This window comes from Capnocytophaga canis, from assembly GCF_043187445.1.
Taxonomy (GTDB): Bacteria; Bacteroidota; Bacteroidia; order Flavobacteriales; family Flavobacteriaceae; genus Capnocytophaga; species Capnocytophaga canis.
In genome coordinates this window covers 20,576-40,877 of record NZ_CP171121.1, presented here as the reverse complement: position 1 = coordinate 40,877, position 20,302 = coordinate 20,576, and the positions used below count along the sequence as shown (strand labels likewise).

17 protein-coding genes are annotated in these 20,302 nt (G+C 35.1%); 11 read left to right on the top strand and 6 right to left on the bottom strand.

The genetic code is table 11. From position 1 onward, the window contains the following. Window positions 1-4 precede the first annotated feature (4 nt). Window positions 5-574 carry a guanylate kinase gene (gmk, locus tag ACF3OB_RS00170; protein ID WP_042006607.1) on the bottom strand — a complete coding sequence of 190 codons (570 nt, stop codon included), beginning with the start codon at window positions 572-574 and terminating at the stop codon, window positions 5-7. 8 nt (window positions 575-582) lie between these two features. Beyond that, window positions 583-1,437: a YicC/YloC family endoribonuclease gene (locus ACF3OB_RS00165; protein WP_172914341.1), complete on the bottom strand. Its 855-nt coding sequence runs from the start codon at window positions 1,435-1,437 to the stop codon at window positions 583-585. 370 nt (window positions 1,438-1,807) lie between these two features. On the opposite strand from ACF3OB_RS00165, the gene glyA reads away from it, so the two are divergent. The 3 genes from glyA to ACF3OB_RS00150 all read left to right on the top strand — a co-directional run bounded on the left by glyA (window position 1,808) and on the right by ACF3OB_RS00150 (window position 8,446). Then, window positions 1,808-3,082, top strand: a complete 1,275-nt coding sequence (gene glyA / locus ACF3OB_RS00160; RefSeq protein ID WP_095893132.1) for a serine hydroxymethyltransferase — start codon at window positions 1,808-1,810, stop codon at window positions 3,080-3,082. Between the two features lie 160 nt (window positions 3,083-3,242). Further along, window positions 3,243-6,641, top strand: a complete 3,399-nt coding sequence (locus tag ACF3OB_RS00155) for a T9SS type B sorting domain-containing protein (protein WP_392447810.1) — start codon at window positions 3,243-3,245, stop codon at window positions 6,639-6,641. Window positions 6,642-6,895: 254 nt separating this feature from the next. Beyond that, complete coding sequence (locus tag ACF3OB_RS00150) at window positions 6,896-8,446, top strand: DUF4301 family protein (protein ID WP_042006601.1); 1,551 nt, start codon at window positions 6,896-6,898, stop codon at window positions 8,444-8,446. Window positions 8,447-8,516: 70 nt separating this feature from the next. Here ACF3OB_RS00150 and ACF3OB_RS00145 read toward each other — a convergent pair whose 3' ends face one another. From ACF3OB_RS00145 to ACF3OB_RS00130, 4 genes are all read right to left on the bottom strand, one after another. After that, window positions 8,517-9,524, bottom strand: coding sequence for a PTS transporter subunit IIC (locus tag ACF3OB_RS00145; RefSeq protein WP_206675634.1), 1,008 nt, complete (start codon window positions 9,522-9,524; stop codon window positions 8,517-8,519). Between the two features lie 141 nt (window positions 9,525-9,665). Further along, on the bottom strand, window positions 9,666-10,571 hold the full coding sequence (gene miaA / locus ACF3OB_RS00140) for a tRNA (adenosine(37)-N6)-dimethylallyltransferase MiaA (RefSeq protein WP_392448789.1): 906 nt from the start codon (window positions 10,569-10,571) through the stop codon (window positions 9,666-9,668). Then, on the bottom strand, window positions 10,564-11,433 hold the full coding sequence (locus tag ACF3OB_RS00135; RefSeq protein WP_042006594.1) for an ion transporter: 870 nt from the start codon (window positions 11,431-11,433) through the stop codon (window positions 10,564-10,566). The genes miaA and ACF3OB_RS00135 overlap by 8 nt, the downstream gene beginning before the upstream one ends. 36 nt (window positions 11,434-11,469) lie before the next feature. Continuing rightward, window positions 11,470-12,144 (bottom strand): alpha/beta hydrolase, encoded by a 675-nt coding sequence (locus ACF3OB_RS00130; protein ID WP_042006644.1) that lies wholly within the window; start codon window positions 12,142-12,144, stop codon window positions 11,470-11,472. Window positions 12,145-12,551: 407 nt separating this feature from the next. On the opposite strand from ACF3OB_RS00130, the gene lpxD reads away from it, so the two are divergent. The 8 genes from lpxD (at window position 12,552) to ACF3OB_RS00090 (ending at window position 20,222) form a co-directional block, all read left to right on the top strand. After that, complete coding sequence (lpxD, locus tag ACF3OB_RS00125; RefSeq protein ID WP_095911624.1) at window positions 12,552-13,571, top strand: UDP-3-O-(3-hydroxymyristoyl)glucosamine N-acyltransferase; 1,020 nt, start codon at window positions 12,552-12,554, stop codon at window positions 13,569-13,571. Between the two features lie 14 nt (window positions 13,572-13,585). Continuing rightward, a complete protein-coding gene (locus tag ACF3OB_RS00120; protein WP_119652394.1) occupies window positions 13,586-14,980 on the top strand; it encodes a bifunctional UDP-3-O-[3-hydroxymyristoyl] N-acetylglucosamine deacetylase/3-hydroxyacyl-ACP dehydratase in 1,395 nt (464 codons plus the stop codon). 10 nt (window positions 14,981-14,990) lie between these two features. Next, entirely contained in the window at window positions 14,991-15,782 is a 792-nt protein-coding gene (gene lpxA, locus ACF3OB_RS00115) for an acyl-ACP--UDP-N-acetylglucosamine O-acyltransferase (protein ID WP_042006642.1), read from the top strand. Between the two features lie 38 nt (window positions 15,783-15,820). Next, window positions 15,821-16,387, top strand: a complete 567-nt coding sequence (gene efp, locus ACF3OB_RS00110) for an elongation factor P (RefSeq protein ID WP_042006589.1) — start codon at window positions 15,821-15,823, stop codon at window positions 16,385-16,387. Window positions 16,388-16,565: 178 nt separating this feature from the next. Then, entirely contained in the window at window positions 16,566-17,315 is a 750-nt protein-coding gene (tpiA, locus tag ACF3OB_RS00105) for a triose-phosphate isomerase (protein ID WP_013998166.1), read from the top strand. Between the two features lie 79 nt (window positions 17,316-17,394). Further along, the gene (hemE, locus tag ACF3OB_RS00100; RefSeq protein ID WP_392447808.1) at window positions 17,395-18,423 is read left to right on the top strand and encodes a uroporphyrinogen decarboxylase; all 1,029 of its coding nucleotides are present in this window, start codon (window positions 17,395-17,397) and stop codon (window positions 18,421-18,423) included. 156 nt (window positions 18,424-18,579) lie between these two features. Next, window positions 18,580-18,972, top strand: a complete 393-nt coding sequence (locus ACF3OB_RS00095) for an SRPBCC family protein (RefSeq protein ID WP_392447806.1) — start codon at window positions 18,580-18,582, stop codon at window positions 18,970-18,972. Between the two features lie 86 nt (window positions 18,973-19,058). Continuing rightward, window positions 19,059-20,222, top strand: coding sequence for a class I SAM-dependent methyltransferase (locus ACF3OB_RS00090; RefSeq protein ID WP_392447804.1), 1,164 nt, complete (start codon window positions 19,059-19,061; stop codon window positions 20,220-20,222). Window positions 20,223-20,302: the final 80 nt, after the last annotated feature.

Here is a 20,302-nt window from a genome sequence, read left to right as displayed (position 1 = left end):
TCAATCATTGCTTATTTATGAAATTAACAATCACATTTTCAGTATCTTGTAGGGCTTTCTCTAATATGTCATTCTCAATAATTACATCAAATTTTGGAGCAGCTTCCAATTCAATAGCTGCCTTACCTAATCGCATTTTAATCTTTTCTTCAGTTTCTGTTTGTCTTGCTCGAAGACGTTTTTCCAGTTCTTTAATACTCGGCGGTTTCACAAAAATAGCTAAACTTTGCTCCGGAAACTGCTCTTTGATTCGCAATCCTCCAACAACATCAATATCAAAAACAACTGTTTTGCCTAACCCCCACAATCGTTCTACTTCTGATTTTAGAGTACCATAAAAATTCCCTGCATAAACCTCCTCCCATTCTAGAAAATCATTATTCTCAATGCGTTTTCTGAACTCTTCCACCGAAAGGAAGTAATATTCTTTACCATGTTGTTCTTCTCCTCGTGGAGCTCTTGAAGTAGCTGATATTGAGAAAGCTAAGTTGAGAGATTCCTTCCCCAATAAATGACGAACAATGGTACTTTTTCCACTTCCGGAAGGTGCTGAAAATATAATTAATTTATTCATTACCAATACTATAATACGTTTAATACTTGTTCTTTGATTTTTTCCAATTCATCTTTCATCTGCACCACTATTTGTTGCATTGGAGAAAAATTAGCCTTCGATCCCAAAGTGTTGATTTCTCGACCAATTTCTTGTGCTATAAAACTCAATTTTCGTCCATTTGATTCAGAAGAGTTTAGCGTTTCTATAAAATAATCCAAGTGGTTTTTAAGACGTATTTTTTCTTCAGTAATATCGAATTTTTCTAAATAAAAAATTAATTCCTGTTCAAATCGATTTTCGTCTACATTTTGGACTTCAGCCACCGCTTTTTCTAACCGTTCACGCACTAAAATTAACCGCTCAGGATCTAACTTCTCCACCTCTTGAAGTAGTGATTGAATATTATGGATTCGCAATATAAAATCCGCTTCTAAAACTTTACCTTCCTCTATTCTGAATTTCTGTAAGTCATCTATCGCTGTATGTAATAAATTGACAATCAATTGAAAATCATCTTCCGAAATACTCTCAGAAGTCGTTTGTAAAGCATCAGGCATACGAACCGCCATTTTCAATAATTCCACAGGATCGCCATCTACGATACTTTTCATCTGTTCCATGTACGCTTTCACTGCATTTTCATTGATTTTCACTGAGGTTTGCATACTGGTATTTTCCATAGAGATGTTAAAATCAACTTTGCCTCGTTGCAGTTGCTCGGCGATTATTTTACGAAACTCCAACTCCTTCTCACGATAAGCTAATGGAATGCGAGTACTGATATCTATACTCTTGCTATTGAGTGATTTAATTTCTATGTTGATATGTTTATCAGCAAGAGAAATGGTACTTTTGCCGAAGCCCGTCATTGATTGTATCATTCAGATAATTAATTTAAGTTTAATTTTAGTTCTTATTAGCACACACATGTGAAAATGCAGTTACAAGCCGATTTGTTTTAAATATTGGGTAAAGTAAGCAAATTTTTCGTCCTATACTTCCTTCATTTAGGGGATGAAAATAATCTGTATGGGCTTTATAACGCATTTAAAAACAGCTAACAAAGGTATTATTTTATAAATAGATATAAAAATTTTCTTTCAAAATATTTTTTAAGGTATAGATATTAACATTATATTTATTTATAAATCAAACAGATAGATACATATGTTAAAAACTTTTTTGAGCAGATGATTCCTTTATATTTTTAAAATATGTACATTTGGGGAAAAATTAAAAACAACAGGAAATATGCAACGTGATAACGAAATTTTTGACCTTATTGATGATGAGGAAGCAAGACAAATCCATGGGATTGAGCTAATTGCCTCTGAAAATTTTGTCAGTGATCAAGTATTAGAAGCTGCTGGATCCATTTTGACGAATAAATATGCAGAAGGCTACCCAGGACGTAGATACTACGGTGGTTGTGAGGTGGTTGATGAAATTGAGCAAATAGCCATTGATCGTGCAAAGACTCTTTTCGGAGCTGAATATGCTAATGTTCAACCACATAGTGGTTCACAAGCTAATACTGCGGTATATGCAGCTTGCTTAAAACCAGGAGATAAAATTTTAGGATTCGACCTTTCACATGGCGGACATCTAACACACGGATCACCCGTGAACTTTTCAGGAAAATTGTACACACCTGTGTTCTATGGAGTGGAAAAAGAAACGGGGCTTCTAAACTATGACAAAATTCTTGAAATTGCAGAAAAAGAGCGTCCACGACTCATCATTGCTGGTGCATCCGCCTACTCTCGAGACATTGATTTCAAAAAATTTCGTGAAATCGCCGATAAAGTAGGTGCTATTCTCTTTGCAGATATTTCACATCCTGCAGGATTGATTGCCAAAGGATTACTAAACGACCCGATACCACACTGCCATATTGTAACAACAACTACACATAAGACCTTGCGTGGGCCTCGTGGGGGACTTATCCTAATGGGAAAAGATTTTGAGAATCCGTTCGGATTGAAAACTCCAAAAGGAGAGATAAGAATGATGTCATCGTTGATTGATAGCGCTGTTTTCCCTGGAAATCAAGGAGGACCACTGGAACATATAATCGCTGCTAAGGCGGTTGCTTTTGGCGAAGCATTGAGCGATGAATTTCTACATTATGCTATCCAAGTTCAGAAAAACGCGAAAAAATTAGCTTCTCTTTTGATTGAAAAAGGGTATGATATTATCTCTAAGGGAACTGATAACCACATGATGCTCATAGATTTAAGAAATAAAAACATCAGTGGTAAGGAAGCGGAAGAGGCTCTTGGAAAAGCCGACATCACAGTGAATAAAAATATGGTGCCTTTTGATACACGTTCTCCTTTTGTTACCAGTGGTATTCGTGTGGGAGTAGCAGCAATCACCACTCGTGGATTGAAAGAAGCCGATATGGAAACAATCGCTGGTTTCATTGATGAAGCAATTACAAATCACACTAACGATGAGGCTTTGGAAGCTATCGCCGAACGCGTTTATGATTTTATGGAAGAAAGACCATTGTTCGCGTACTAAAAAAATATTGTTTAAATTACTCTTGGAAACACCTTTCACTTTTTTCGTGAGGGTGTTTTTTAGTTTATGTAAAACATCTAACTTTATATTTAGATAATTTAATATTTTTTATACCTTTGTACTTAACTTCAAAACATTTAATACAGAGTAAAATAACAAAATGACAATTAAGAGAGGCATACTACTGTTATTATTAACAATAAATTCAGCGATTTTTGCTCAAGAAATAATTCCTTTTAAGTTGCGTAAACAAGAAAACTTAAGAGGAGGGCTTCGCATGATAGGGAATAATGTGGTTAATAATCAACCTTCAAATATGGCGTATCATGGAGATGAAACTAATGATAGATTACGAATGTCATATATTGATGTGGATAACGATGCTACAACTTTCAGTTCGAGTGCCGCTTCTTTGAATTTGTCCAGCACTTGCTCTAAGGTGAAATACGCGGGACTTTACTGGGGAGGAATGTATGATACGAAAGATAGCACAAAAAATAACATAAAAATCAAAATTCCTTCAAAAGAAACATACATTGATTTAGAGGCTGATACTTATATCTACGACAGTTTTACGGCTACACAAACCATCGCCTACAATCCTTATGTATGCTACAAAGACATTACTCACATTTTAACAGATGAAAATCCGATAGGGGAGTACGTAGTAGCGAACGTCAGAGCTACGGAAACTTTGCTGACAGAAAAATTTGGAGGTACTTCGGCAGGATGGCTTTTGGTAATCATCTACGAAGATCCTTCACAAACTACTAAAAATATCTCAACTTTTGATGGATACGCAAGTATAGAAACCAACAACAACATACCTATGGAGATGACCTTCACCTTTTCTGGATTTAAAACCTTACCTGCTCCGTTACCCGTAAAAGCTCGTTTTGGAATAGCTGCTTTGGAAGGCGATAAACAGATCAAGGGTGATAGACTCTCAATTTTACGACCAAATGGCTCTTACATGGGATTGTCCAATGATGTTAATCCTACAAATAATTTTTTTAATAGTTCAATAAGCTATGAAAATAGTTATATGAACGACCGTCGCCCTGCTTCAACTAATAGTTTGGGTTGGGATATTGACCTTTTTTCTATTGAAAATTCAAATAATTCGGTGATTGGTAACAACCAAACTTCCGCAAATTTCAAGGCTTCGACCACAGGAGATAAATTTGACGTATTTTTCAGTGCTTTCGAGGTAGAAGTTATCGAACCGAAGATGAATTTGCTTAAAACCGTGGAAGACGTTTCCCAAAATGTGCTAAACAAACAAATAATTCCCTTAGGAACAACCGTTTACTATGGATTGGAGTTTCAAAATGTAGGGAATGACGATGCTATTGACTATTCTATTACGGATATATTGCCCAAAAATGTAACCTTTGATACGACCATTCCTGTAGAGATTCCTGTGGGAGTCACTTATTCTTTAACCACAACAACTAACGGAGAAACTCAACTCATATTCACCGTTCCTAACGCTTTAGTTACCGAAGGAAGTGCTAAACAGAAGATACGTTTTGCGGTGAAATTGAGCAATGATTGTAATGATTTTTCTACGATTTGTTCAGAAACTGTCGTTAATAAAGCCTATTCCATTTATAAAGGAATGAAAAATAGCGAAATCATTAACGATTTAGGAAGTTATTCAGAAATAAATCCATGCAATATCGGTGTGCCTGAAGAAACTATTTTTTATGTTGATATAAGCGGATGTACTCCTATGCAACAAACAGAATTATTCTGTGGTGAAAATAAAACACTAACTGCTGAGAGTGGTTACGATTCATATGTATGGACAAATGGTAGTGGACAAGTGGTTAGCAATTCACAAAAACTAATCATTGCACAAGGCGGACAATACACCGTCGCTAAAACTAAAAAGGGATGTCTCCCTCGTAAGGAAATATATGATATGAATACTACTATTCGACAGGAATACAACCCTATTGTTCCATATACCACTACTAATTTCAAGTGCGAAACCTCTAAGATATCTTTTCCGCAAGTATTTATTTGTGGGGCGACGGCATCCATTACTTTTGATTTAAACACCGTTTCGAATGTAACAAGTATCGAATGGCAAAAACACACAGGAGAAACTCTAAAAATTACTGAAAATTGTCCACCAACAGACTCAGATTGGCAACAAATACATATTGGAAAAAGCATAGCCATTGAGGAAGAGGGTATTTATAAAGTACTCCTAACTTTCACAAACGGATGTACCGCTCCCTACTTTTTTAGAGTGCATACCTCTCCCATAAATCCTACAGTTAGTACTGAAAATATTTCCTGTAATCCAGGAAAAATCAATGTATTAGGAATTTCAAATAATTACGAATTTGCTGTAGCCTTATCGGGAACTAATCCTACGAATTATCAAGAAAATCCATCATTCGAGATTACCAAAAACGGAAATTATACTATATATATTCGTAAAAAAGAACGATTAGCATCCGACTGTACAATCGAAGTTCCAAATGTAATAATAAAGGATGTAAACCTCAATTTGGAATCGGAAAAGGTTACAAATGAAACCTGCTTTGAGCAGAATGATGCATCGTTCTCATTCCAAATTAAAGGAGGAACAGCCTCTTACACGATAATTTTAACTAATCAAAACACAGGAAACACTGAAAATAGGTCTGTCATGACCGAAGGTGTCATAACATTTGATCATTTAGCCCCTGCAAACTATTTGTTGAGTGTCACAGATGCTCTTTCGTGTGTCGTAACCCGTAGTTTTACAGTAACAGCTGCTGCAAATTTAGACTTTATTGTCTCACAAGAACAAGCCTGTGAAGATAATGAAAGTATTTCTTATTTAATATTAGATTTCGTTTCGACAAATTTAGACGTAAATAAACTCAGTTACAGCCTTGGGGAAAGCATTGCCACACAAACGTTTGATAAGCTTTCAAAAAACAGAGCATATATCCACCAAAAAAATCTATCGAATGAAACAAATCAACAAATTACGATACATTACGATGGATGTTCGATAGTTAAAAATATTGATTTTGAAAAAGTTACGAGTTTAAATATTACACAAGTACAACCTACAAAATTACTTTCGGCAATTGAGTTTAATGTGAATGGAGGTAGTGGTAATCATACCATATATTACAACGGAGTTCCTTCCGATGAACATATTTACTATTTCAAATCCACAGATATTGGATATACGGATGCTAACGGGAATAGTATAAAAAAAGTAAATGTACGAATAGAGGACGATTTGGGATGTTATTTCGAATCGCAATTTGAGGCTTTATTCGTAGACATAGAACTTCCGAACTATTTTACCCCCGACGGAGATGGAGTGAACGACACTTGGGGAGTTCGCAATGCAAGTGGATATCCTAAACTTAGGTTAGACATAATTGATCGACACGGACGAACATTGAAAATTCTGCGTAGAAATGAAATTTGGGATGGTACTTACAAAGGAAAAAAAATGCCTTCAGGAGATTATTGGTATATCCTGAGACTCAATTGGTTTGGAACAGAGCTATATCGAGGTAATTTAACACTTTATCGCTAATTGTAAGAATTCAACTTTAGAAAGTAAAATCCGTGGAAGTACTATAACTACGGTTGTATTTACAACAAATTATATATAATCTGACGTATTTTTTGTCATTGCCCAAAGAGTAAATTCTCAAAAAAAATCAAGCAGATTCTGAATATTTTTAAATATTTTTTGTAACTTTGTAGGAGGTTATTTTTATCCTTCTGTCAGAAAAAAGAAAAATAAAATAATTCGTTTACAAAAAATAATATTAAAAAATTAAAAATATGACCAAACTTACCCAAAAAGATCAACAGCTATTAACTCAAAAGGGAATTACAGAGGAGATGCTTCACAAACAGATAGCACTTTTTAAAGAGGGTGTTCCTCCAATTGAATTAGAATCTGCAGCCACTATCGGTAATGGAATTATCTCTTTTTCGAAGGAAGAAACCGCTAAATATGCCGCTATTTACCAAAAAAAGAAAAAAGGTATTTCAATTTTAAAATTTGTTCCCGCATCAGGAGCTGCTACACGAATGTTTAAATCACTTTTTGCATTTAAAGATAATTTTGATCCTGAAAAAGAATCTTTTAAAGCCTACATCAAAAGAAAAGGTGATAAAGAAATGGAAGTTTTTTTCAATGGATTGGAAAAATTTGCATTTTATCCCATTCTGATGGATTATATTGCAAAAAATATCCCAGAATTTCATTCCCAAAACGAAGATAATCAAAAACATATTTTAGTTTCAACCTTACTTGGAGAAAACGGATTGAACTATGGTAATCTTCCAAAAGGATTACTTCCTTTTCATAAACATTCTGAAAAAATAGCTACCGCCTTTGAGGAGCATTTTCGGGAATCTGTGATGTATGCTTCAGGTGAGGAATTAGCTCATCTTCACTTTACAATTACCGAACAGCATACCGATGCTTTCAATAAAGAACTGAGCGACATCAAACCCAATTTAGAAGAACGCTATAATATCAAATTTGATGTCAATTTTTCTTACCAAAAACCAAGTACAGACACGGTTTCTGTAACGGAAAGCAATGAATATTTCAGAGATGAAAATGGAAACCTATTATTCCGTCCATCAGGGCATGGAGCATTACTAGACAACCTCAATGAGGTAGATGCTGATGTTATTTTCATTAAAAATATTGACAATGTGGTAGTTAAAAAATATACAGACGAAACGGTTTTCTACAAAGAGGCTTTGGCAGGAAAACTTCGGGAAGTGCAATCCGATGTCTTTCATATTCTAAAACGTATTGAAAATAACAAAGTTAAGAAGAAAGAAGTAACTAAAATTCTAAATTTCTTAAAGGAAATAAATATCTATGTGCCTGATTATCTGTATAAATTTAAACGTCATTACGCTTTAGAATTTATAGAAGAGCAACTCAACCGACCGATTCGTGTATGTGGAATGGTAAAAAACGAAGGTGAGCCAGGAGGTGGCCCTTTCTGGGTTAGAAATTCGGATGGAAATTTAAGTTTACAAATTATTGAATCAGCTCAAGTTGACCTGAATAATCCGCAACAGAAAGAAATTTTCCAACAAGCTACGCATTTTAATCCAGTAGATTTGGTTTGTGGCACAAAAAACTTTAAAGGAGAAAAGTTCGACTTACATCAGTTCGTGGACCCCAAACAAGCTTTTATTACAAACAAAACCTATATGGGGAAACCACTAAAAGCCCTTGAACGCCCTGGATTATGGAATGGTTCGATGGCAAATTGGATTACTATTTTTGTTGAAGTACCACTTATCACATTTAACCCTGTGAAAACAGTCAACGATTTACTTAAGAAAACGCATCAGGCATAAAAAAACGAATATTCTTAATAGAAAAGAGAGATTTTTGGATATTTATTATTAACCCAAAAGTCTCTTTTTCCTATCTTAACAATAAATCTCCCTCTTTGATCCATCCTTTTTTACGAAACCAAACACTTAATAACCAACATATTAAAGCAGGAAATAGGAAATGCAGTAACACTACAGCTAAAATTACTTGCCAACCACTTCCCATTGCATCAAAAGTGCCAATTTGTCCTACCAACCCACTTGTACCCATCCCTGCACCTGAGGGTACGTTTTGCATACCAAAAACAAGTATAGCAACAGGGCCTAAAATGGCACTTGTTATGATGGGAGGAAGCCATATTTTCCAATTTCGAATAATATTAGGCATCTGTAACATACTCGTTCCCAATCCTATACTCAATAATCCACCCATTCGATTTTCTTTATAGCCCATCACGGCGAATCCTACCATTTGAGCACAACATCCTACAGTAGCAGCCCCTGCAGCTAAGCCACTGAGAGATAAAGAAATAGCTACTGCTGCACTCGAAATCGGTAAGGTTAAAATTACTCCCATAACCACCGAAATTATAACTCCCATTATTACAGGATGTAAAGCTACTGACCATGTGATGAACTCTGCTATTTTATTCATTACCAACTGTATAGGCTCTCCAATAAGTTGTGATATTCCCAACCCTATACATATCGTAGTGAGGGGCGTAACTATAATATCAATTTTAGTTGTTTTATCAACTAATTTTCCGAATTCTACTGCAAAAAGTACAGCTACAAAACATCCCATAGGGCCACCTAACGAAGCAGCTGACAATCCGACCACAGCAGTAGCTCCAATAACTAAAATTGAAGCCGATAACCTATGAGCTACGCAAACACCAATAGCAGCTCCCATTGCTGATTGTGCTTGATTTCCTGCACCAACTAACCAATCAAAACCTGTCCAAGTTCCTATATTTTTGAGAATTAAACCAATAATTAACGATCCAAAAAGCCCTAATGCCATAGCATTAAGAGCATCAATGCCATAGCGTTTCAAGCTGATTTCTATATTTTTTTCTTTTAAAAATTTTGCTATCATATTGTACATCGGCTCTTTATTCTATTTAAACTCAAATATGAAATAACTTGACGATTTTAGTTTTCACATTTCTATCTGAAAAACAGTAAAATAACGTTTAAATTTAAAAATTTCAGCAATTTTGAAAATACATTTGTTGAATTAATAGTTAAGTAAATATTCAAAAACATCTCTTATATCTACCTTATAATCAAACCATTGTACATTTGTATTTTTCCGAAACCATGTGTATTGTCGTTTAGCAAATCGACGGGTATTTTTTTTAATCTCTTCAACTGCAAAATCAAAAGAGCATTTACGATCAAAAAAATCGAACAACTCACGATAGCCTACAGTTTGCAAAGCGTTTAGATGCTTGTACGGATATAAATTCTGAGCTTCACATAGCAGTCCTTGTTCAAGCATTAATTCCACGCGTTGGTTAATACGATCATAAACAATATCTCTGTCGGCAGTCAACCCTATTTCGATGACTGAAAAATTACGTTTTATTTCCGTTTGTTTCAAAAATGAAGAGTATGGTTTTCCACTTGCCAAGCAAACTTCTAGAGAACGTATCATTCGTTGTGGATTCTGAATATCCATTTTCTGATATTGCTGAAAGTCTAATTTTTTAAGGAGCTCTTGCAAGTAGCCAATTCCTTGCTGTGCATAATTCTGATTGAGTTCCTCACGAATTGTCGACGAAACTTCGGGAAAATCGTCTAGTCCTTGTGTAACAGCATTGACATACAAGCCACTGCCACCAACCATGATCACAATATTTTGCTTTTCAAATAATTGATTGAGTAGTTCAATAGCATCACGCTCAAAATCACCTACAGAATAAGGCTCGTGGATACTCTTATGTTGGATGAAATGGTGCGGAGCCTGTTCCAACTCAAATGAATTAGGAACGGCCGTCCCGATAGACATCTCTTTGAAGAATTGTCGAGAATCACACGAAATGATTTCAGTGTTAAAATGTTTAGCCAAGGTAATTGCTAAACGTGTTTTTCCAACGGCTGTAGGCCCTACAACTGTGATAAGTTTCTTTTCTTTAAACATCGGCATTTTTCAACGAAGTTCCACATTGGCAACAGAATTTCGCCTGTCTCTGATGATTTGTGTGTCCACAAGATTGGCATTTTTTTTGAACTTGATCGGTTTTCTGTTCAGAAATAGTAGCTCTGAATTTAGTCCTAGTACGTGAAAACTCAGCCGTTACAATCCCTGTTGGAACAGCAATGACACCATACCCCAAAATCATTACAAACGAAGCTATCATTTGTCCCAGAATGGTGGTAGGAGCAATGTCGCCATACCCTACCGTAGTTAAAGTTACAATACACCAATAAATACTTTTAGGGATACTTGTAAAACCACTTTCCTCACTTTCAATAACATACATTACTGAACCTAATAACACACAAATTACTAATACGAAATAAATAAACACAATAATCTTATTCCTACTAGTACGCAAAGCCATTTTTAACTCATTTCCCTGATTGGTAAAGCTGACCAGATCCAAAATACGGAACACCCGTAACAAACGTAATGCCCTTACTACCGAAAGTGCTTTTGACCCTGGAATAAAAAACGACAAGTACATTGGGAGAATCGAAATCAAATCAATAATCCCATAAAAACTAAAAATATATTGCAAAGGCTTTTTATTGGAAATGATTCGTAAAATATACTCCAAAGTAAAAAAAACGGTGATTACCCATTCCAAAAATACTAAAACTCCATGTGCTTGATGGTCAATATCTTTCACACTTTCCAACATCACCATGATCACACTCAAAAAAATGAGAATGAGCAGTACTATATCAAAAAGCTTCCCCAAAGGGGTATTTGTTCCGTAGATAATTACGTAAGCTTTTTGCTTTAAAATGTCGTATTTAGATTTAAAAACACCTCGCATCTTTTGTTTTAATATGTTATTTGTAAGTTAATTCCGTTAATTATCAGCAGCACTTCGCTTTTTCAACCATTCTCGGAATGAGTAGAAATTTTGTGGAGCCACGCCATGTCCCACAGGAAATTCTTCATACACAAAATCAGCTTTGATTTTCTTTAAAAACTCAGGGATTTTTCTCGCCCAATCAATTGGAATTACCTGATCACTAGTTCCATGTGATACGTAGAAATTTATTGGAAAATGCTTTTGTTTTTTATAACTTTCTTTGAGAATATCCATGTTCAAATAACCGCTCAATGCAATAACATTGCGTATTTTTCGGGGATAAGAAATTGCAATAGCCATACTCAAAATACTCCCTTGGCTAAATCCGATTAAAGTTACATTTTTCGCATCCAATTTATGTAATTTACATGCCTCTTCAATGAAATGCATTATTAAATCACGTGATTTTATCGCTTCTTCGTTATCAGCATGTGGGGTATTTTCAATATCAAAATAAAGCGAAAACCAAGCATAGCCAAACGTAGATAGCTCATAAGGTGCTCGAATAGAAATGATTGCATATTCTTCAGGCAATTCATCTGCAAAAGAGAATAGATCTTTTTCATTGCTTCCGTATCCATGTAGCATAAAAATCACAGGCGAACGTCTTGCTTTTTTCAAAGGCTCTCGCATCACATATTCCAACGGAAGTTGGTTTTCCATCTTCATCATATTATCCTTTTATTTTTATTATTTTAAGTTAGTATTTATCTTTTCGGTTGTCCACTGAGGAAAAAACTAAACACAAAGGTAAGGAAAAAATATATAGTAAAAAATATTTTTGAATAGATATTCAGAAAAAAATATACATTTAGAACAAAAGAAGTCGTAATTTTGAATACATGACTACGCCTCATAACAAAGAAGAAAATTTTTTAGAACCATACTATAAAGCCTATTAGTTTTATTTTCACTCGGGAAGAAAACTTGTAAATAAGTTTCTTTAAAACGCTGTTTTTTTAAATAATTTTTATACTTTTGTTGCGAAAACCGTGTGTTTTAAAGAGGAAGAATCCTAATTCTTCGGTTCTTTTTCTATATATAAAGTTGATAGTCAATTAATTATATAAATAAAGGTGAAATTTACAGCTTTACAAATAGCCAATATACTGAACGGGGAGGTTGAAGGAAATCCGAATGTTGAAGTTTATAAACTTGCAAAAATTGAAGAAGGCGAGGAGGGGAGTATCACTTTTTTGGCAAATCCAAAATACAAACACCACATATATACTACCAAAGCATCTATTGCTATAGTTAATAAATCATTTTACCCAGATAGTCCACTTGAAGTGACGCTGGTGAAAGTAGAAGATGCCTATTCCGCTTTTTCAAAATTATTGGAATATTACAACCAAATTAAACTTAACAAAGTGGGCATTGAAAATCCTTCATTCATTTCATCATCAGCAACTTTGGGAGAAAATATTTATGTAGGTGCGTTTGTTTATATTGGGGAAAATGTACAAATTGGAAACAATGTAAAAATATATCCTAACACCTATATTGGTGATAATGTAACTATTGATGATAATACCACTATTTTTGCTGGTTGTAAAATCTACTCAGAAACAGTTATTGGAAAGCATTGCACTCTACACGCCGGAGTGGTTTTGGGTGCTGATGGATTCGGATTTGCCCCTGTTCAAGAAGGATTCTACAACAAAGTACCACAGATAGGTAATGTTATCATTAAAGACTATGTTGATATTGGTGCAGGAGCAACAGTTGATAGAGCTACTTTAGGATCTACTGTTATTGGAAAAGGAGTAAAAATAGATAATTTAGTGCAAATCGCTCATAATGTTGAGATTGGAAAGAACACAGTCATAGCCGCGCAAACAGGGGTAGCAGGTTCAACCAAGATAGGGGAGAGTTGCATGATTGGCGGACAAGTGGGCATTGCTGGGCATTTGACTATAGGAAATCACGTAAAAATTCAAGCTCAAACAGGAATTGGTCGTAATGTTAAGGATGAGGAAACCTTACAAGGAACCCCCGCGTTGAGCTATGCGGAGTACAATAAAGCGTACGTGGTTTTCCGAAAACTCCCCGATATTTTAAAAAAAATAGAACAACTAGAAAGTAAAATTAAATAAGACATAAAGAAAGTATGGTAAACCAAAATACTTTATCTAAGGAAGTTTTTTTAGAAGGAGTTGGATTGCATACAGGGCAAAACGTAAAAATGACGTTAAAACCTGCTCCTATTGATAATGGATTTACGTTTGTTCGTGTTGATTTGGAAGGAAATCCTGTAATTGAAGCCGATGTAAATTACGTAACCAATACCGAAAGAGGTACTGTTTTAGAGAAAAAAGGTGTACGCATTCAAACCTGTGAACACGTTTTAGCAGCCTTAGTAGGGATGGATTTGGATAATGTTATCATTGAGCTAAACGCTTCTGAACCCCCTATTATGGACGGCTCGTCTCGTCTTTTTGTGGAAGCCATTGAAAAAGCGGGTATTGAAGCTCAAGATGCTCCTCGCCAGGAATATATTGTCAAAGAAGTTATTTCATACGTAAATGAAGAAACAGGAAGTGAAATAACCTTAATTCCTGCCGATGAATATCAGGTTACAACCATGGTTGATTTCGGTACAAAAATTTTAGGAACCCAGAACGCTTATTTGTATCGATTGTCTGAATTTAAAGATACTATCGCTAATGCACGTACTTTCAGTTTCTTGCACGAATTGGAGATGCTTATTGATCACGGGCTTATCAAAGGTGGTGATTTGAACAATGCCATTGTGTATGTAGACAAAGAGATTTCAGAAGAGACCATCGAAAAGTTGAAAAAGGTTTTTAATAGAGAGGACATTTCTGTGACTCCAAATGGAATCTTGAACAATTTAACCTTGCACTATTCCAATGAAGCAGCACGTCACAAACTATTAGATGTTATTGGTGATTTAGCTTTGGTTGGGACACGCATCCGAGGAAAAGTTATAGCTACTAAGCCAGGACACTTTACGAACACACAGTTTGCAAAGAAAATGTCCAAAATTATCAAAAATGAACGTAGAAACAATGTTCCTACAATTGATATCAACCAACCTCCTTTACTGAATATCAATGATATATCAAAATTATTACCACATCGTCCTCCGTTTTTATTGGTCGATAAAATTTATGAACTTTCAGATAAGCACGTAGTTGGTTTGAAAAATGTAACAATGAATGAACCTTTTTTTGTAGGGCATTTCCCTGGAGCTCCTGTCATGCCAGGAGTATTGCAAATTGAGGCAATGGCTCAAGCTGGAGGGGTCTTAATTCTGAGTACTGTGCCAGATCCTGAAAATTACTTAACTTATTTTATGAAAATTGACAATGTGAAGTTCAAAATACAAGTAATGCCAGGAGATACCTTAATTTTCAAGTTGGAATTGCTTACCCCAATCCGAAGAGGTATTTGTCATATGCAAGGATATGCTTATGTAAATGGAAAATTAGCGACCGAAGCAGAGCTGATGGCTCAAATTGTTAAAGTTAAAGAATCTTAATCTCAAAGTGATGAATCAACCCTTAGCATACGTACATCCAGGGGCAAAAATAGCTCAAAATGTTGTTATAGAACCTTTTACGACTATTCATAATAACGTAGAAATTGGTGAAGGTACTTGGATAGGTTCAAATGTAACCATTATGGAAGGAGCTCGTATCGGAAAAAACTGTTCGATCTTTCCTGGTGCTGTAATTTCGGCCATCCCACAAGATAAAAAATTTCAGAATGAAGAAACTGTAGCCATCATCGGTGATGGGACTACCATCCGCGAATGTGTGACTATCAATCGAGGAACTTCTGATAAAATGAAAACAGTGGTAGGTGAAAATTGTTGGATTATGGCATACAGCCATATTGCTCATGACTGTTTTGTAGGAAATCATTGCATTTTTTCAAATAACACAACATTGGCCGGACACACTACTGTTGGCGATTTTGTGGTTTTGGCAGGTATGGTAGCTGTTCAACAATTTGCAAACATCGGTAATCATGCTTTTGTAACAGGAGGGTCGTTAGTTCGAAAGGATGTACCTCCATACGTGAAGGCAGCTCGTGAACCGTTGTCCTATGTTGGTATTAATTCAGTAGGGCTACACAGACGAGGATTTACCGCTGAAAAAATACGTGAAATCCAAAATATTTACCGAATTATCTTCCAAAAAAAATACAACATCGGACAAGCCTTATCCATCGTGGAAGCTGAAATGGAGGCTACTCCTGAACGAGATGAAATTTTAGATTTTATCCGAAATTCATCACGAGGGATTATGAAAGGATACATGGGAGTATCAACACTTTAAAAAATATTAAAAATTTATAGAAACAAGAACTAAAATAAATGGCAACAACAGCAGACATCAAAAAAGGATTGTGCATTCGTTTCAATCATGACATTTACAAAATCATTGAATTTTTACATGTTAAACCTGGAAAAGGACCAGCTTTTGTTCGTACGAAATTGAAAAGCGTTACTACGGGAAAAATTTTGGATAACACCTTTTCAGCAGGACACAAAATTGAAGATGTACGTGTTGAGACACGTTCATTCCAATATCTGTATGAGGAGGGAGATAATTTTGTGTTTATGAACACCGAAGATTACAACCAAGTACATATTCGAAAAGACATGTTAGAAAGCCCTGATTTGTTGAAAGAAGGTGAAATTGTAATGATTATTTTTAATGCTGAGGATGAATCTCCATTGTCAGTAGAAATGCCTGCAAACGTAATTCTTACAGTGACTCATGTAGAACCGGGTGTAAAGGGAAATACAGCAACAAACGCGACAAAACCAGCTACAGTTGAAACAGGAGCTATCGTAAACGTACCTCTTTTTATTAATGAGGGTGACCGCATTAAGGTAGAGACCGAAAAAGGTACGTATGTCGAACGTATGAAAGATTAAATACCTAAAATCGTCTATAAGATAAAGCTATCCAAAAAGGGTAGCTTTTTATTTCTCTCCAAATATATCGATTCATTCTCGCTTTAAAATAAATTTCGGGATGTCTTGATGTATTTCATAAAAAATTGTATTTTTGTGGCTAGTTTTGCATTAGTTATTTATCGTAAAAATACAAGATATGAGAAAAAAAATTGTAGCAGGAAATTGGAAAATGAACAATGACCTGAAAAAATCAACAGAATTAATCGCTGATTTATTAAAAAAATTACCTAAAACAGAAGCAGAAGTGATGGTAGCTCCTACTTTTGTGAATTTAATTCCCGCAACTGAAGCCGCAAAAGGAACTGCAGTTGAAGTAATTGCTCAAAATATGCATTTTGCTGAAAACGGAGCTTACACAGGTGAAATTTCAGCTGAAATGTTAAAAAGCATAGGCGTAAAAACTGTAATTTTAGGACATTCGGAGCGTCGTGCTTATTTTAACGAAACTGACGAGTCATTGGCTAAAAAAGCAGATACAGCCTTGAAACACAATATCCGAATGGTATTTTGTATCGGAGAAGAATTGGCAGATAGAAAAGCAAATAATCATTTTAAAGTAGTTGAAAATCAGATTAAAAATGGATTGTTCCACTTGTCTGCTGATGCGTGGAAAAATATCGTTTTAGCCTACGAACCTGTTTGGGCAATCGGAACGGGTGAAACCGCTTCACCTGAACAAGCTCAGGAAATGCACGCATTTATTCGTAAGACACTCGCTGATAAATACGGAAAAGAAGTAGCCGACAGCGTTTCAATTCTTTACGGAGGTAGCGTAAAACCTGATAATGCCAAAGAAATTTTTGCAAAAGCAGACGTTGATGGCGGACTTATTGGAGGAGCATCACTCAAAGCCGATGATTTTATCGCAATTATTAACGGAATTTAATTCATAGCAGTTAGTGATTAGTGGTTAGTTATTTAGTAATTGTACTAACCACTGATTACTAATCACTAAGCACTAACAAATGTTACAAAACGATTTATTTTTAAGAGCCTTGAATGGCGAAACTGTGGAGCGTCCGCCAGTTTGGATGATGCGTCAAGCGGGTAGATATTTGCCGGAATTTAGGGCTTTACGCGATAAATATGATTTCTTTACGCGTTGCCGAGTTCCTGAATTAGCTGCCGAAATCACAGTACAACCTATTGATATTGTAGGTACTGATGCAGCTATTTTGTTTTCAGACATTTTGGTTGTTCCACAGGCGATGAATATTGAAGTGGAAATGAAATCAGGAGTAGGTCCTTGGCTTCCTAATCCGATTCGTTCTGCTAAAGATGTTGAAAATGTGATAGTTCCTGATATTCACGAAACTTTAGGATACGTGATGGAGGGTATCAAACTTACCAAACAAATGCTTGACAATCGTGTGCCCCTTATTGGGTTTGCGGGGTCTCCGTGGACGATTTTCTGTTATGCCGTAGAAGGGAAAGGTTCGCGTGACTTTAACATTGCCAAGGAGTTATGTTTTACAGATTCACAAACAGCACACAAATTGTTGCAAAAAATTACGGATACGACCATTTTGTATCTAAAAGAAAAAGTGAAAGCAGGAGTTGATGCTGTACAAATTTTCGATAGTTGGGGGGGAGTGCTTTCACCTCTTGATTATCAGGAATTTTCTTGGAAATATATCAATCAAATTGTAGAAGCGTTAGCACCGCTTACTAAAGTGATTGTTTTTGGAAAAGGCTGTTGGTTTGCCCTTGCTGAAATGGCAAAATCGAAAGCTTCTGCACTTGGTGTGGATTGGACGTGTACTCCGAAAATAGCTCGAGAACTTACGGGAGGTAAAATTACGTTGCAAGGAAATTTTGACCCTTCACGATTACTCTCTCCGCCTTCGGAAATCAAAAGAATGGTACATCAAATGATTGACGATTTTGGGAAAGACAACTACATCGTCAATTTAGGACACGGAATTCTGCCAAACATTCCTGTTGAAAACGCAAAAGCTTTTGTGGAGGCGGTAAAATCTTACAGAGAAAAATAGAGCAAGTTTTTCTGGGATTATGAAAAACTTAGGTAAGATATTACTTAAGAAACTTTTTTGTAAAACATTGTTTTTCAATGTAATAATAAGATTTACAATGAAAGTACTTTTATTGTAAATCTTGCTTTATATATATCTATTTATAAAAGTCATAAGATGAATTTAGAAAGCCCAAAAGTAGTGGTTTCCAAAAACCCTCAAGAACTGTTTACGATGTTGGAAGATCTTCGTAACTTTAAAAAATTAATGCCTGAATCTATCAGTAAATTTGAAGTTATTGATGAAAATTCATTTGTTTTTGCTTTGAAAGGAATGCCTGAAATTGCTTTGCAGAAAAAAAGCAAAACACCTTATACACAAATTGTTATGGGAGCTGTAGGAGATAAAATACCTTTTACGCTGATTACTAACATTGTTCAAATAGCTGAAAATCAAAGTGAAGTTCAATTACTATTTGAAGGAAGTTTTAATCCAATGATGGCAATGATGGTCAAAAATCCGATTTCAAAATTTATTGAAACATTAGCTACTAAAATGCAGAAACTCTGATTAGAAACAATAGTATTTGACAGTATTATTAACCTAAAAATAGAACATTCCTAAATCGGATAAAGTTTGTGTATAATTTGTTATATATGAATATTTTAGATCCTAAAGTTCAAAATTTTATTCTTACTAATCAGGATATAAATATCTCAGAACTACTACTCAAAAAGCCTATCTTTGAATCTGTTACCAATAAAGAATTAGCTCAGCAAATAGTGGGACGAAACGTGGCTTCGCGAAAATTTACTTTTTTGCTCCATGAGAATATTATTTTTCCTCCACAGCTGAATTTGGAACAAGCTTCATCGCAACAAACAGCCGAATTTAAATCCTTGAATCTTAGAGGAAAACGATTTTTAGACCTCACCTGTGGGCTGGGAATTGATGCCTTTTTCCTATCAAAAAGATTTGAAGAAGTGCATTTGGTAGAACAAAATCCAGAACTTCTGTCCTTGGTTAAACACAATTGGCAAATATTAGGTAGGAATGCAAATTTTCATCTGCAAAATGCAACTGATTTTCTGGCTGAAAACCAACAAAAATATGATGTTATTTATATTGATCCCGCTCGTCGAGATATTCATAACAAGAAGAAATTTTTGTTGGAAGATCTTTCTCCCAATCTTTTGGAGTTGCAACCACAGTTGTGGAATATTTCCGATAAAATATTAGTAAAGCTCTCCCCGTTGATTGACTTGACCTATTTGATACAAACGCTTCCTTTCGTGGAGCGAATAGATATTATTGCAGTAAAAAACGAAGTTAAAGAAATTTTTATCATACAAAATAGGTATAAGATAGAAGCAAAAACAGAGTGTAGATGTATAAACTTAGGCAATGAAGATCCCATTTTTACATTTTTCTTCGATGAAAAGTATGAAAAAAATGTTGCTTTCTCAAAAGTGAAGAATTTTATCTATATTCCGAATAATGCTTTGCTCAAATCGGGAGCTTTTAGTCATATAGCTGTTCATTTTGGACTAGAAAAGCTACACCCAAATACACATCTATATACATCTGATATAAAAACACCTAATTTTCCAGGTCGTACGCTTAAATCAGAAGTAATTTCTGCAAAAAATATCGAAAAAGGAGCTAAATATAATATTATCTCCAAAAATTATCCTCTTTCAGTGGAAGAAATCAAGAAAAAATACAAAATTAAAGAAGGAGGTAATCGTTATTTAATTTTTACAGAATCTGTAGCAGGAAAAGAAATAATTTTAGGGAGATTAGAGGAAGGTAACTATTAATAAGCTATAATCTCATAATGCAATAACCGTTGTTGTATATCAACTTTTTATTTCTTCTATGGTAATGAGTTTCTTAATGC

What these genes read in the sequence shown, in the direction of transcription:
- glyA (WP_095893132.1), top strand. Translation starts at nt 1,808, where the DNA reads ATGCAACGTGATAACGAAATTTTTGACCTTATTGATGATGAGGAAGCA.
- tpiA (WP_013998166.1), top strand. Translation starts at nt 16,566, where the DNA reads ATGAGAAAAAAAATTGTAGCAGGAAATTGGAAAATGAACAATGACCTG.
- efp (WP_042006589.1), top strand. Translation starts at nt 15,821, where the DNA reads ATGGCAACAACAGCAGACATCAAAAAAGGATTGTGCATTCGTTTCAAT.
- ACF3OB_RS00165 (WP_172914341.1), bottom strand. Translation starts at nt 1,437, where the DNA reads ATGATACAATCAATGACGGGCTTCGGCAAAAGTACCATTTCTCTTGCT.
- hemE (WP_392447808.1), top strand. Translation starts at nt 17,395, where the DNA reads ATGTTACAAAACGATTTATTTTTAAGAGCCTTGAATGGCGAAACTGTG.
- lpxA (WP_042006642.1), top strand. Translation starts at nt 14,991, where the DNA reads ATGAATCAACCCTTAGCATACGTACATCCAGGGGCAAAAATAGCTCAA.
- gmk (WP_042006607.1), bottom strand. Translation starts at nt 574, where the DNA reads ATGAATAAATTAATTATATTTTCAGCACCTTCCGGAAGTGGAAAAAGT.
- ACF3OB_RS00135 (WP_042006594.1), bottom strand. Translation starts at nt 11,433, where the DNA reads ATGCGAGGTGTTTTTAAATCTAAATACGACATTTTAAAGCAAAAAGCT.
- ACF3OB_RS00145 (WP_206675634.1), bottom strand. Translation starts at nt 9,524, where the DNA reads ATGATAGCAAAATTTTTAAAAGAAAAAAATATAGAAATCAGCTTGAAA.
- ACF3OB_RS00090 (WP_392447804.1), top strand. Translation starts at nt 19,059, where the DNA reads ATGAATATTTTAGATCCTAAAGTTCAAAATTTTATTCTTACTAATCAG.
- ACF3OB_RS00095 (WP_392447806.1), top strand. Translation starts at nt 18,580, where the DNA reads ATGAATTTAGAAAGCCCAAAAGTAGTGGTTTCCAAAAACCCTCAAGAA.
- ACF3OB_RS00120 (WP_119652394.1), top strand. Translation starts at nt 13,586, where the DNA reads ATGGTAAACCAAAATACTTTATCTAAGGAAGTTTTTTTAGAAGGAGTT.
- ACF3OB_RS00130 (WP_042006644.1), bottom strand. Translation starts at nt 12,144, where the DNA reads ATGAAGATGGAAAACCAACTTCCGTTGGAATATGTGATGCGAGAGCCT.
- ACF3OB_RS00150 (WP_042006601.1), top strand. Translation starts at nt 6,896, where the DNA reads ATGACCAAACTTACCCAAAAAGATCAACAGCTATTAACTCAAAAGGGA.
- miaA (WP_392448789.1), bottom strand. Translation starts at nt 10,571, where the DNA reads ATGTTTAAAGAAAAGAAACTTATCACAGTTGTAGGGCCTACAGCCGTT.
- ACF3OB_RS00155 (WP_392447810.1), top strand. Translation starts at nt 3,243, where the DNA reads ATGACAATTAAGAGAGGCATACTACTGTTATTATTAACAATAAATTCA.